The following is a 12,874-nucleotide window of genomic DNA, read 5'->3' as shown; positions in this document are numbered from 1 at the left end:
CGCGGCCCCAGGAGCCGAACCACTTGTCCAGCCGCAGCGACATCATCGCCCGCATCCCGAAGGGGCGCAACCCAAGGTCCTTGCCCGCGGCGGACAGCACGTCCCACAGGTGGCGCACCGACATCTGGTCGGTGTAGATCTCATAGCCTAGGTCGGCGGTATAGCTCACCCGCTGCACGATGCAGTTGGCCATGCCCACGGTCATCCGCTTCACGTCCATGAACCGGAAGGCCTCGGCCGAGACATCCGACCGGGTGACGCGGGAGAGCAGTTCGCGCGACTTCGGTCCGGCGATCTGGAAGCCCGAGCGGGAATCCGAGACATTCTCGATGGTTACGCCGGGTTCTGCATGTTGCTCGAACCAGCGCTGGTGCCAGCCCTGCGCGCCGTAGCTGGCGGTCAGCTGGAATTCGGTCTCGCTCAGGCAGGAGACGGTGAAGTCGCCGATGATCTTGCCGCTTTCTGCCAGCATCGGGGTCAGCGACAGGCGTCCCGGCTGCGGGATGCGCCCCGCCATGATCCGGTCCAGCCAAGCCCGCGCACCGGCGCCCTTGACCAGATACTTGCCGAAGTTCTGCAACTCGTTGATGCCGACGCCTTCGCGCACCGCCATGACCTCGGCCCGGGTCGCCTCCCAGGCGTTGGAGCGTTTGAAGGTCGGCGTCTCGTAGCGCGGCTCGCCCGGCAGGGCGTGGTAGTTCACCACCTCCAGCCCGTATTGCTGGCCCCAGACGGCGTTCATGCCGTCGAAGACCTGATACATCGGCGTGGTGCGGAAGGGGCGGGCGGCGGGGCGTTCCTCGTTCGGGTACGAGACGCTGAAGCGCATCTGATAGTTCTCGATCACCTTCGGCACGGTATAGCCCGGCGAGGTCCAAGTGCCGAAGCGCGCCACGTCGAAGCCGCGCGGATCGCGCTCCACCTCGCCGTGGATCATCCATTGCGCCAGGCTCAGGCCCATGCCGCCGCCCTGGCTGAAGCCCGCCATCACCGCGCAGGCCGACCAGTAGTTCTTCAATCCCGGCACCGGCCCGATCAGCGGGTTGCCGTCGGGGGCGAAGGTAAAAGGCCCATGGATCACGCGCTTGACGCCCGACCGTTCCAGCACCGGGAAGCGGCGGTAGGCGAAGTTGACCGAATCCTCGATCTTGTCGAACTGCTCGTTCAGCAGCTCATGCCCGAAATCCCAGGGCGTGCCGTCGACCGACCAGGGCTCGCAGGGTTTCTCGTAAAAGCCGATGCAGAGACCGCGACCTTCCTGCCGCAGGTAGCTTTCGCCGCCGGGGTCCATCACATGCGGGAATTCACGGCCCGATTTCAGGATATCCATGATCTCGGGAATGTCGTCGGTGACGAGATACTGGTGCGCCATCGGCAGCAGCGGCAGATAGACCCCCGCCATCGCCCCGATCTCGCGCGCCCAGAGGCCGCCTGCGTTCACCAGATGCTCGCAATGGACGGTGCCCTTCTCGGTGACGACTTCCCAGCCGTCCTTGGTCGGGTTCGTCTCCAGCACGCGGTTGTGCAGCACGATCTCGGCCCCGCCCAGCCGCGCCGCCTTGGCATAGGCATGGGTGGTGCCCGACGGGTCGAGGTGGCCGTCCAGCGGATCGTAAAGCCCGCCGAGGATGCCCTCCACGTTCACCAGCCCGTCGGTCAGCTTGCTGATCTCGGCAGGTGACAGGATTTCGGTGTCCAGCCCCATGTAGCGATGCTTGGCGCGTTCCGCCTTCAGCATCTCGAACCGGGCTTCGTTGTCGGCCAGCGTCACGCCGCCGACATGGTGCAACCCGCAGGACATGCCGGTGATCGCCTCCAGCTCCTTGTAAAGCCGGATGGTATAGCCTTGCAGGGCGGCCATGTTGGTGTCGCCGTTGATGGTGTGGAAGCCCCCCGCCGCGTGCCAGGTCGACCCGCTCGTCAGCTCCGACCGTTCGATCAGCATGACGTCGGACCAGCCGAGCTTGGTCAGGTGGTAAAGCACCGAGCAGCCGACGACGCCGCCCCCGATCACCACCACGCGCGCATGGGTCTTCATTGCATGTCTCCAGCCTTGTCCGGTTTTCACGCACCATGGCGGGGCAGGGGCCGAAAGGCATGAGAGTTTGCGACAAAAAATGTCGCGGTCAGGCAGTGAAGCCTGACCGCAGGGTCGCTACTTCTCGGGGATCAGCCCGCGCGGCGCAAAGCGCATGACCACCAGAAGCACGACGCCCAGGGTCAGCAGGCGCATATGGGCCGCGGTGTCCTGAAGGTGGTCCCTCAGGCCGCCCGCGGGCAGCCCGGCGGTGATGATGCGCATCATCTGCGGTCCGAGGAACTCCACCGCCAGATACAGCCAGCCGATCAGCAGCCCGCCAAGGATCGAGCCCCAGTTGTTGCCCGACCCGCCGACGATGACCATCACCCAGATCAGGAAGGTGAAGCGCAGAGGCAGATAGGATGGCGGGGTCAGTTGCCCCTCCATCGAGGTCATCATCGCCCCCGCCAGCCCCACCACGGCCGAGCCGATGATGAAGATCTGCAGGTGGCGGAACTTCACGTCCTTGCCCATCGCGGCCGAGGAAATCTCGTTGTCGCGGATGGCGCGGACCATCCGGCCCCAGGGGCTGTTCAGGGCGCGCTCGCAGCCCCAGACCAGAAGTACGAGGACCAGGCCGAACATGGTGGCGTACAGGAGCTTGACGAAGATCGTCGAGGCGGTGACGGGATCAAGACCCATGGCCCGGACGGGGTCAAGGAAGGCCGGGTTGAATTGCAGGTCCACCTCCTTCGGCACAGGCCAGGGGCGGGGCAGGTCGATCAGGTTCTTCACCCCGCGCGCCAGCCAGTCCTCGTTCCGCAGCACGGTGACGATGATCTCGGCGATGCCCAGCGTGGCGATGGCCAGGTAATCCTCGCGCAGGCCGAGGGCGATCTTGCCGATCACCCAGGCGGCCGCGGCCGCCATCAGCGCGCCCACCGGCCAGGCGATCAGCGAATTCAGCCCCAGCCCGCCGATGTTGCCGGCCTGGGCGGGATTGTTCGCCTCGACCGCGACGACGCCGGGATCGAGGATGGCGCGATAGATGAAGAACAGCACCACCAGATACAGCGCCAGGGCCAGCGCCCGGTTCGCGCCGGGTTTGAGACGGCGGTAAAGCCAGACCGCCAGGGCAATGGCGACGGCGGCAAAGAGCAGCGCGCCCAGGATGCGCGGTCCGCCCGCCGCCCAGCCCTCGGGCACGGGCTTGGCCGAGACCAGAGCGACCGCCAACCCGCCAAGCGCGACCGAACCGACGATGCCGGTGGAGAAGAGGCCCGCATAGCCCCACTGGATGTTCACCCCGATGGCCATGATGCAGGACAGCAGCGCCAGGTTCAGGATGTTCAGCGACAGGTTCCAGCTTTGCAGCACCCCGGTCAGGATGAACAGCAGCGCCACGCCCGCGAAGAGAAGCACGTTGCGATAGGGACCCATGTCACTTGCCTCCGAAGATGCCCTGCGGGCGGAACAACAGGACCATGATCAGGATCGTGAAGCTCACCGCTACCTTGTAGTCGGTCGACAGCGCCTGGTAGAGCCCGTCGCCCAACCAGTCCGCCGGGACCAGATAGCCCAGTATCTTCTTCCAGGCACTGGTGATGATCAGTTCCGAGAAGGCCACGATAAAGCTGCCGATCACTGCGCCCAGGGGCGAGCCGAGCCCGCCCACGACGGCCGCAGCGAACATCGGCATGAGCAGGCTGAAATAGACGATCCCGCGATAGGATTTGTCGAGCCCGTAGAGCGACCCCGCGATACAGGCCAGCGCACCCGCGATGATCCAGGTGATCGTCACCACCCGCTCGGGGTTGATGCCGGAGAGAAGCGCGAGGTCCTCGTTGTCGGCATAGGCCCGCATCGACTTGCCGGTGCGGGTCTTCTGCAGGAACCAGAACAGAAGCGCGCAGCAGATCACCGCCGCCACGACCGAGATCGCCTGCGTCGTCTTGATCGCCAGCGGTTCCGCCAGCCCGGTCCAGGCCTTGAAATCCTGCGGGTTGAGCATCATCCGCGCCCCGTCGGTGAAGTTCTGCTCGGAGGTGCCGATGATCATGCGGACAAGGCCGTTCATCACGAACATCACCCCGGTCGAGACGATGACCACGATGATCGGCTTGGCCCTTTGCTTGCGGTAGAAGCGATAGACCACCCGGTCGGTCGCCAGCACCATGGCGATGGTGACGAGGATACCCAGGGGCAGCGCCAGAAGCGCGGTCGGCAGCGGGCCCGCAGTGATCCCCATCGACTGGAACCACCAGGTGAAGAGAATGACGAAGGCGGTCCCGAAGGCCATCGTGTCGCCATGCGCGAAGTTGGAAAAGCGCAGGACGCTGAAGATCAGCGTGATGCCGAGCGCCCCCAGCGCCAGCTGGCTGCCATAGGCAAGGCCCGGCACGACGATGAAGTTCAGGAAGGCGACGAGGGCGTTGAGAATGTCCATCGGGTCACGAAAGTCCAGTAAGGATAGGGGAAGGGATCAGCCGCCGTCGCCAGCGCAACTGCCCGAGCCGGTGATCGCGACCGCGCCCTGGCCACCGGCATGGGCGGTGAACAGAAACTCGCCCGACGGGAAGATGCTGACCAGCCCGGACATGCCGTTCTGCGGCGGCAGCACGATCGAGACTTCGCCGCCGGTGTCCATCGTGGTGGTCTGATAGCCCTCCCAGGACTGACCGCCGGTGCTGACCCGCCAGACGTCGCCGCTTTCCTCGATCAGGAAGGGGCCGCCGGTATAGGCCTCGCAGGTGCCGCCGCCGCATTGCTGGGTGGCGGTACATTCGTATCCGGCGAAGGCCGGGGCAGGGAGAAGGGCCAGAACGGCCAGCGCGGCAGCTTTCATCATCAGCCTCCAAGGAAGGATTTGCGGACCTCCGGATCGGCCAGCAGGGCCGCCCCGGTGTCGGTGTAGCGGTTGCGCCCCTGCACCAGGACATAGCCCTTGTCGGCGATCTCCAGCGCCTGGCGCGCATTCTGCTCGACCATCAGGATGGAAATGCCGCTGCGGGCGATCTCAATGATCCGGTCGAAAAGTTCGTCCATCACGATGGGACTGACGCCCGCCGTGGGCTCGTCCAGCATCAGCACCTTGGGCTGGGTCATCAGCGCGCGCCCCACCGCGACCTGCTGGCGCTGGCCGCCCGAAAGCTCCCCCGCCTTCTGGTAGCGCTTCTGCTTCAGGATCGGGAACAGCCCGTAGATCTGCTCCATCGTGTCGCGGACCCGGTCGTCCTCGCGGATGAAGGCGCCCATCTCCAGGTTCTCTTCCACCGTCATACCGGTGAAGATGTTGTGGGTCTGCGGCACAAAGCCCATGCCCTTGCGCACGCGCGCCTGCGGGGTCAGCTCGGTGATGTCCTCGCCCATCAGCCGGACGCTGCCCTGGCGCAGCTTCAGCATCCCGAAAACCGCCTTCATCGCGGTGGATTTCCCCGCGCCGTTCGGGCCGACGATGACCGCGATCTCGCCGGGCTCGACCGCAAGGGTGCAGGAATGCAGGATGTCGACCGCGCCATAGCCGCCGGTCATGTTCTCGCCGATCAGGAAGGGCTCAGCCATGCGTGAAGTCTTTCATCGAAGCAACTGATTTTCCGTGAAAACCAGCAAGTCGCGGTTTCGCGGAAAACGCGTGTCCGGCCGGATCACCCATGCGCGGCTTCCTCTTTCAGCTTGTTCTTCAGGCCCCGGCCCAGATAGGCCTCGATCACCCGCTCGTCGTTCTTCACCTGATCGACCGTGCCTTCCGCCAGCACCTTGCCCTCGGCCATGCAGATCACCGGGTCGCAAAGCCGCGCGATGAAATCCATGTCGTGCTCGATCACGCAGAAGGTATAGCCGCGCTCCTTGTTCAGCCGGACGATGGCGTCGCCGATGGTGTTCAGAAGCGTCCGGTTCACCCCGGCGCCGACCTCGTCCAAGAAGACGATCTTGGCATCGACCATCATCGTGCGACCCAGTTCCACCAGTTTCTTCTGCCCGCCCGAGATCATCCCCGCCTTCTGGTCGGCGATATGGCTGATAGTCAGGAACTCCAGCACCTCGTCGGCCTTCGCGCGGATGCGCTCCTCCTCCTCGGCGACCTGGCCCCGCGAGAAGAGCGCGTTCCACAGCTTTTCGCCGGTCTGGCGCGGCGGGACCATCATCAGGTTCTCGCGCACCGTCATCGAACCGAATTCATGCGCGATCTGGAAAGTGCGCAGCAGACCCTTGTCGAACAACTTGTGCGGCGGCAGGCCGGTGATGTCCTCGCCATCCATGAAGACCTGGCCGCTGGTCGGCTCGTAGCGTCCGGCGATCACGTTGAACAGCGTGGTCTTTCCCGCCCCGTTCGGGCCGATCAGCCCGGTGATCGAGCCGGTCCTGATCTCCAGCGACGCGCCATCGACGGCGTGAAACCCGCCAAAATGCTTGTGCAGATTCTCGACCCTGATCATGTCTTCCCCTGTCGTGGCCTGCCGCTTCCGCTTGCCGCGTGCGTGGCCTTTTTAGGTTCCCCGTCCGATTTCTCGGTCTCGTTTCTGGTGATCGGCCCGAGGTTTCCCCCGGGCCGATGTCGCAAGTCTCAGATCAGCGGTAGCCGACGGATTCCCATTTGCCGTCCTTGATCTCGTCTTCCGAGAAGGTGCCGGAAGCGTCGCCGCCGTCCAGCAGCGTCACGCCGGTCGCACCATCATAGTCGATGGCCGTGCCCGCCGCGATCAGCTCCAGCGCCTTGCCAAGCTCACCGGCCTTGATCTTGGTGCCCGACCCGTCCGCCGGACCGTTGGCGATCTCCATCACCTTGTCCTTGTAGACCTTGGCGTCGGTGGAATTCGCGGCCTGCATCGCCAGGATGATCAGCGCCGCCGCGTCATAAGAATTGGCCGCGAAGTTGGTCGAGCCGTCGAAGGACGGATCCGCCGCCTTGGCCAGGTCCAGGAACGCGGTATAGCCTTCTGAGGTCGACGAGGCATGCTGCCCGAACGAGCCGTTCAGCGGTGCGCCAATCGCGGCGACCAGGCTTTCGCCATACATCCCGCCCGGCAGGCCAAAGGTGCTGAAGGCGCCGCTGTCGACGGCGGCCTGGATGATGCCCTTGCCGCCCTGGTCGATGTAGCCCGCCACGACCAGCACGTCGCCGCCCGCCGCCGCCAGTGCCCCGACCTCGGCCGAATAGTCGGCTTTGCCGTCGTCATGGCTGGCGTTGATCGTCACGGTGCCGCCCTTGGCGGTGAAGGCGTTGGCGATGGCTTCCGCCAGGCCCTTGCCGTAGTCGCTGTTGGAATAGGTCAGCGCGATGGACTTGACGCCGCGCGCCTCCAGAATCTCGGCCATCACCACGCCTTCGCGGGCGTCCGACGGCACGGTGCGGAAGAAGAGCCCGTCATCGGGGTCGGTCGTCAGCGCGGGCGAGGTCGCCGAGGGCGAGATCATCACAATGCCGTTCGGCATGGCCAGGTTGGTCAGCACGGCGCGGGTCACGCCCGAGCAGTCGCCGCCGACGATGCCCTTGACGCCATCCACGGTGATCAGCCGTTCGGCCGCGGCCGAGGCGGCGGCTGCGTCGATGCAGGTGGAATCGGCGCGAACCGACTGGAACACCCAGCCATTCGCCGCCTTGCCGGAATCGTTCACTTCCTTGATCGCCAGATCAACGGCCGAGAACATGTTCGGCGCGATGCTCTCGATCGGGCCGGTGAGGCCCAGCAGGGTGCCGATCTTCACATCTTCCCCAAGCGCAGCGCCCGCGATCAGGGTCATGGCCGACGTGGCCAGAAGCAGTTTCTTCATAGTAGCCTTCCTTATTGGAGCAAGTCCGCTGGCCACCCTATTCTTGGGCGCAACAGAAGAAAAGGGTCCGCCCGATCAGGCAGAGCACGGAAACTCCAGCGACTTGCTCTGTATGCGGACCTTGCCCCGATTGCGGCGGGGCAAGGCCATGATCAGCGTCCGAACCGCCCGATCAACGGAACTGGACGGTCTCGTACTTGCCGTCCTTCACCTCGAACTGCTTGTAGCGTCCGGCCGATTCACCCGGTCCGATCAGTGTCACGCCCGAAGCGCCGTCATAGTCGATGGCGGTGCCCGCTGCGATCAGTTCCAGCGCCTTGCCCAACTCGCCCGGAAGGATCTTGACGCCCGAGCCGTCAGCCGGCCCGTTGGCGATCTCCATGATCTTTTCCTTGTAGACGTTCGAGTCGGTCGAGCCCGAAGCCTCCATCGCCAGCATGATCAGCGCGGCGGCGTCATAGCTTTCGGGGGTGTAGGGCGAGGTCGCGTCGAAGGCCGGGTCGTTCTTCTTGCCCATTTCCTGCAGGACTGCAGCGCCGGGGCTGTCGGATTGGGCAACCTGGCCATAGGAGCCGTTCAGCGCCGGGCCGATGGCGGCGGGCAGCGAGTCGCCGACCATGCCGCCCGGAAGCCCGAACTGGGTGAAGGCGCCCGAGTCGAGCGAGGCCTGGATGATGCCCTTGCCGCCCTGGTCCAGATAGCCCGCCACGACCAGAAGGTCGCCGCCCGCTGCCGCCAGCGCCGCGACTTCCGCCGAATAGTCGGCCTTGCCGTCATCATGCGCCGCGTTGATCGTCACCGTGCCGCCCTGGGCGGTGAAACCGGCGGCAATCGCCTCGGCCAGACCCTTGCCGTAGTCGCTGTTGGAATAGGTCAGCGCGATGGACTTCACGCCTTTTTCCTTCAGGATCTCGCCCATCACCTCGCCTTCCCGCGCGTCCGACGGCGCGGTGCGGAAGAAGAGGCCGTTGTCCGGGTCGTTGGTCAGCGCCGGCGAAGTCGCCGAGGGCGAGATCATCACGATGCCGTTCGGCATGGCGACGTTGGTCAGCATTGCGCGGGTCACGCCCGAGCAGTCGCCGCCGATGATGGCCTTGACGCCTTCCGCGGTGATCGCCCGCTCGGTCGCCGCGGTCGCGGCGGCGGCGTCGGTGCAGGTGTCGTCACCCCGCACCGAGGTATAGGTGTTCTTGGCCTTGCCCGAGGCGTTCACTTCGGCCATCGCGGCTTCCGCCGCATTCGCCATGTGCCCGGTCAAGGATTCGATGGGGCCGGTGAAGCCGATCAGGATGCCGATCTTGACGTCCTCGGCAGAAGCGGCCCCAGCCATCAGCGCGCAGGCCGAAGCGGCCAGCAGAAGTTTCTTCATTTATTATATCTCCCTGTTTGGATCGAAATCCTGTGTTGACGGTAGTGCGGGCTCGGCAAAAAGGGAAGCCATATTTTGTCGACATTATGTCGACCAAAAAATGACCTGCGAGTCGACATGAGACGATGCCGCGCTACATTTCAAGGTTGTGCGCCCGACGCGCGCTGACGGAAACTGCAAGGATCGGAGGAAGGAAATGAAATCAGCGCTCTGCCTTCTGGTGTCCCTTTTCGCCCTGCCGACGGCGGCGTGGCCGGGGACGGTCGAGACCGGGGCCGGACCGATGGAGATCACCCGGGTGGTTGGTGGTCTCGACGAGCCCTGGGGTCTCGCCTTCCTGCCGGAGGGGGACCTCCTCGTGACCGGGCGGGCCGGACGGCTCTGGCTGGCGCGGGGCGGCGAATTGCACCGGGTCGAAGGCGGTCCGGAGGTCTTCGCCAAGGGGCAGGGCGGGCTTCTCGACGTCATGATCCCCGCCGATTTCGCCACCAGCCGCGAGGTCTGGCTCAGCTTCGCCGCTCCGGTGGGCGAGGGGGCCGCGACTGCAGCGGGGGTGGGGCGCCTGTCGGAGGACGGCTCCCGGCTGGAGGGTTTCCGCACCGTCTTCACCGGAGATGCCGCCCCCGGCGGGCGACACTTCGGGGCGCGGCTGGTGGAGATGCCGGACGGAACCATCGCGCTGACCACGGGGGAGCGGGGGACCGGGCCGCAGGGGATGCAGGCGCAGGACCCGGCGTCCTCGCTGGGCAAGCTGATCCTTTTGAACCGCGACGGGTCGCCCGCGATCCGCCTGGAGGGGTGGCTGCCCGGGGCCTTCTCGCGGGGGCACCGGAACGTGCAGGGGGCGGCGCTGGATCTGTCGGGCCGCCTCCTTACCGTCGAGCACGGGGCGCAGGGCGGGGATGAGCTGAACGCGCCGGAGGCGGGAAAGAACTACGGCTGGCCGGTCATCACCTACGGGATCGACTACTCGGGCGACCCGATCGGCGAGGGGCAGGCGCTGGCGGGAATGGAGCAGCCCTTGCACTACTGGGACCCCTCGATCGCGCCGTCGGGGCTGATGGTCTATTCGGGGAAACTGGTGCCGGAGTGGAGGGGCGATCTTTTCTTCGGGTCGCTCAACAGCGACTTCCTGGGGCGGCTCGACCCCGACACCCCGGCCCCGACCGGCTTTGCCGAGGAGCGGATCGGCGCCCCGGAAACCCGGCGGGTCCGGGACGTGGTCGAGGCGCCGGACGGGTCGATCTGGTTCCTGTCGGTCACGGAGGGGGCGGTCTACCGGATGGCGCCGGTCGAGTAGCTGCCCACGCGCGGGCAGATTTGCGGACCTAGTAAATTCAAGAGCTTGGGCGCGCGCGTTAACGCGGACTTAACCTTTGCCCGAGCTCCCCTAGATCGACAGCCGCACCGGCACCGCGCCCGGCATGCCTTGGGTGCCGCGCTCGCGGTAGGGGGTGGTGCTGTAATGGCTGCGGTAGCACTTCGAGAAATGCGAGGGCGAGGCAAAGCCGCAGGCCAGGGCCACGTTAATCACACTCATGTCGGTCTGCATCAACAGGTTCCGCGCCTTCTGCAGGCGCAGTTCCATATAATAGCGCTTGGGCGAGCGGTTGAGATAGCGGCGGAACAGCCGCTCCAGCTGGCGGGTGGACATGCCCACCTCCTCGGCCAGGTCCGCGGGCGACATCGGGTCCTCGATGTTGCCCTCCATCATCTGGATGACCTGGGACAGCTTCGGGTGCCGCACGCCGATCCGCGTCGGGATCGACAGGCGCTGCGTGTCCTGGTCGGTGCGGATGGTGGAATAGATCAGCTGGTCGGCGACCGTGTTCGCCAGATCCTCGCCATGGTCGGCGGCGATGATCTTCAGCATCAGGTCCAGCGAGGAGATGCCGCCCGCCGTCGTCCAGCGGTTGCCGTCCATCACATAGACCGATTTGGTCAGCTTCACATCCTCGAATTCCTCCGAAAATCCGTCCTGGTTTTCCCAGTGGATCGTCGCCTTCTTGCCATCCAGAAGCCCTGCCTTCGCCAGCGAATGCCCCCCGGTGCAGATGCCGGCGATGGTCACGCCGCGCCGCGCCTCGCGCCGAAGCCAGCTGACGATGCCCTTGGTGGTGGTGCGCTGCACGTCGAGGCCGCCGCAGACCAGGATCGTGTCCTCGCGGTCCATCTCTGCCAGTCCCATGTCCAGCCGGAAGGTCGCGCCGTTGGAGCAGGATTTCTCTGTCCCCTCGCCGCAGAGGAGCCAGCTGTAGAGCGTCTCGCCCGCGACGCGGTTGGCCAGCCGCAGCGGTTCGATGGCGCCCGCGAAGGAGATCATGGTGAACTTGTCCAAGAGCACGAAGACGAACCGCCGCGTCGTGGTGGTCTTCTGTGTCTGGGTGGCCTTGCGGGTGCCGAGAGTCATGTCTGCGACCTGATCATGTCGTTTGCGGGCCATGGAACCGCAAATTGGGGGCCGCCGCAAGGGTCGAAAGCACCCCTTTTCGCCCAATCGCCCTTTGCAAAGGCGGAAACGGGGGCGTATACCGCAGCCCGATCTGCTTGAGCCCGGAGAGAGACGATGACCAAGGGATGGACCAAGACGGCATGGCGCGCGAAACCGCGGATCCAGATGCCGGATTATCCCGACCAGGCGGCGCTGAAAACGGTCGAGGCGCAGTTGGCCAAATACCCTCCGCTGGTCTTCGCGGGCGAGGCGCGGCGGCTGAAGAAGCAGCTGGCGCTGGCGGCCGAGGGCAAGGCGTTCCTGCTGCAAGGCGGCGACTGCGCCGAGAGCTTTGCCGAGTTCAGCGCCGACAACATCCGTGACACGTTCCGCGTCATGCTGCAGATGGCGGTCGTGCTGACCTATGCCGCCAAGGTTCCGGTCATCAAGGTGGGCCGCATGGCCGGGCAGTTCGCCAAGCCGCGCAGCGCCCCGACCGAGGTGATCAATGGCGTGGAAATGCCGTCCTACAAGGGCGATATCATCAACGGCTTCGACCCGACGCCCGAGGCCCGGATTGCCGATCCGAACCGGATGCTGCAGGCCTATACCCAGGCGGCCGCCTCGCTGAACCTGCTCCGCGCCTTCAGCACGGGCGGCTTCGCTGACATCCACCGCGTCCACAGCTGGACCCTGGGCTTCGCCGAACACGACAAGGCCGAACGCTACCGCGAGATGGCGAACCGCATTTCGGATGCGCTCGACTTCATGAACGCGGCGGGGGTGAACAGCGACACGGCGAACGAACTGAGCCGGGTGGATTTCTACACCAGCCACGAGGCGCTGCTGCTGGAATATGAAGAGGCACTGGCGCGGGTCGACTCGATCACCGGCCAGAATGTCGCCGGATCGGGCCACATGATCTGGATCGGTGACCGTACCCGCCAGCCCGATGGAGCGCATGTCGAGTTCGCGCGCGGCGTGCTGAACCCGATCGGGCTGAAATGCGGGCCCTCGACCACGGCGGAGGACCTGAAGGTCCTGATGGCCAAGCTGAACCCCGAGAACGAGCCGGGCCGCCTGACCCTGATCGCGCGCTTCGGTGCGGGCAAGGTGGGCGAGCATCTGCCGCGCCTGATCAAGACGGTGCAACAGGAAGGCGCCAACGTGGTCTGGTCCTGCGACCCGATGCACGGCAACACGATCAAGGCGGCCTCGGGTTACAAGACCCGGCCCTTCGACAGCGTTCTGCGCGAGGTGCGCGAGTTCTTCGCGATCCACA

The 12,874-nt window shown here is 65.6% G+C and carries 11 protein-coding genes; 2 read left to right on the top strand and 9 right to left on the bottom strand.

Going from position 1 to position 12,874, the window contains the following annotated elements; genetic code table 11:
* From V7Q39_RS14070 to V7Q39_RS14035, 8 genes are all read right to left on the bottom strand, one after another.
* Positions 1-2,038, bottom strand: a 2,038-nt coding sequence (locus V7Q39_RS14070) for a GcvT family protein (protein ID WP_333817228.1), incomplete at its 3' end; no start/stop codon positions are given.
* A gap of 117 nt (positions 2,039-2,155) precedes the next feature.
* Positions 2,156-3,460, bottom strand: coding sequence for a branched-chain amino acid ABC transporter permease (locus V7Q39_RS14065; protein ID WP_333817227.1), 1,305 nt, complete (start codon positions 3,458-3,460; stop codon positions 2,156-2,158).
* Between the two features lies 1 nt (position 3,461).
* Positions 3,462-4,466: a branched-chain amino acid ABC transporter permease gene (locus V7Q39_RS14060; RefSeq protein ID WP_333817226.1), complete on the bottom strand. Its 1,005-nt coding sequence runs from the start codon at positions 4,464-4,466 to the stop codon at positions 3,462-3,464.
* Positions 4,467-4,502: 36 nt separating this feature from the next.
* Positions 4,503-4,865 carry a hypothetical protein gene (locus V7Q39_RS14055; protein WP_333817225.1) on the bottom strand — a complete coding sequence of 121 codons (363 nt, stop codon included), beginning with the start codon at positions 4,863-4,865 and terminating at the stop codon, positions 4,503-4,505.
* A 2-nt stretch (positions 4,866-4,867) separates the two neighbouring features.
* On the bottom strand, positions 4,868-5,581 hold the full coding sequence (locus V7Q39_RS14050; RefSeq protein WP_333817224.1) for an ABC transporter ATP-binding protein: 714 nt from the start codon (positions 5,579-5,581) through the stop codon (positions 4,868-4,870).
* 83 nt (positions 5,582-5,664) lie between these two features.
* Positions 5,665-6,456: an ABC transporter ATP-binding protein gene (locus V7Q39_RS14045; protein ID WP_333817223.1), complete on the bottom strand. Its 792-nt coding sequence runs from the start codon at positions 6,454-6,456 to the stop codon at positions 5,665-5,667.
* A gap of 133 nt (positions 6,457-6,589) precedes the next feature.
* On the bottom strand, positions 6,590-7,792 hold the full coding sequence (locus V7Q39_RS14040; RefSeq protein WP_333817222.1) for an ABC transporter substrate-binding protein: 1,203 nt from the start codon (positions 7,790-7,792) through the stop codon (positions 6,590-6,592).
* A gap of 172 nt (positions 7,793-7,964) precedes the next feature.
* Positions 7,965-9,161 carry an ABC transporter substrate-binding protein gene (locus V7Q39_RS14035; protein WP_333817221.1) on the bottom strand — a complete coding sequence of 399 codons (1,197 nt, stop codon included), beginning with the start codon at positions 9,159-9,161 and terminating at the stop codon, positions 7,965-7,967.
* Between the two features lie 196 nt (positions 9,162-9,357).
* Here V7Q39_RS14035 and V7Q39_RS14030 point away from each other — a divergent pair, with 196 nt between their 5' ends.
* Positions 9,358-10,461: a PQQ-dependent sugar dehydrogenase gene (locus tag V7Q39_RS14030; protein WP_333817220.1), complete on the top strand. Its 1,104-nt coding sequence runs from the start codon at positions 9,358-9,360 to the stop codon at positions 10,459-10,461.
* 90 nt (positions 10,462-10,551) lie between these two features.
* Here V7Q39_RS14030 and V7Q39_RS14025 read toward each other — a convergent pair whose 3' ends face one another.
* Positions 10,552-11,571: a GlxA family transcriptional regulator gene (locus tag V7Q39_RS14025; RefSeq protein ID WP_333817219.1), complete on the bottom strand. Its 1,020-nt coding sequence runs from the start codon at positions 11,569-11,571 to the stop codon at positions 10,552-10,554.
* A 156-nt stretch (positions 11,572-11,727) separates the two neighbouring features.
* Between V7Q39_RS14025 and V7Q39_RS14020 the strand changes: the two genes are divergently transcribed.
* The coding region (locus V7Q39_RS14020; RefSeq protein ID WP_333817218.1) for a 3-deoxy-7-phosphoheptulonate synthase class II at positions 11,728-12,874 on the top strand (1,147 nt) is incomplete at its 3' end.

It is taken from the genome of Tabrizicola sp. (assembly GCF_036781545.1).
Classification (GTDB): domain Bacteria; phylum Pseudomonadota; class Alphaproteobacteria; order Rhodobacterales; family Rhodobacteraceae; genus Tabrizicola.
The sequence above is the reverse complement of the archived record's forward strand: the minus strand, read 5'-3'. Positions and strand labels throughout refer to the sequence as shown.

Excerpts from the sequence above, each read along its gene's own strand:
- V7Q39_RS14060 (WP_333817226.1), bottom strand. The coding sequence starts at position 4,466 with ATGGACATTCTCAACGCCCTCGTCGCCTTCCTGAACTTCATCGTCGTG.
- V7Q39_RS14030 (WP_333817220.1), top strand. The coding sequence starts at position 9,358 with ATGAAATCAGCGCTCTGCCTTCTGGTGTCCCTTTTCGCCCTGCCGACG.
- V7Q39_RS14055 (WP_333817225.1), bottom strand. The coding sequence starts at position 4,865 with ATGAAAGCTGCCGCGCTGGCCGTTCTGGCCCTTCTCCCTGCCCCGGCC.
- V7Q39_RS14040 (WP_333817222.1), bottom strand. The coding sequence starts at position 7,792 with ATGAAGAAACTGCTTCTGGCCACGTCGGCCATGACCCTGATCGCGGGC.
- V7Q39_RS14025 (WP_333817219.1), bottom strand. The coding sequence starts at position 11,571 with ATGACTCTCGGCACCCGCAAGGCCACCCAGACACAGAAGACCACCACG.
- V7Q39_RS14045 (WP_333817223.1), bottom strand. The coding sequence starts at position 6,456 with ATGATCAGGGTCGAGAATCTGCACAAGCATTTTGGCGGGTTTCACGCC.
- V7Q39_RS14050 (WP_333817224.1), bottom strand. The coding sequence starts at position 5,581 with ATGGCTGAGCCCTTCCTGATCGGCGAGAACATGACCGGCGGCTATGGC.
- V7Q39_RS14035 (WP_333817221.1), bottom strand. The coding sequence starts at position 9,161 with ATGAAGAAACTTCTGCTGGCCGCTTCGGCCTGCGCGCTGATGGCTGGG.
- V7Q39_RS14065 (WP_333817227.1), bottom strand. The coding sequence starts at position 3,460 with ATGGGTCCCTATCGCAACGTGCTTCTCTTCGCGGGCGTGGCGCTGCTG.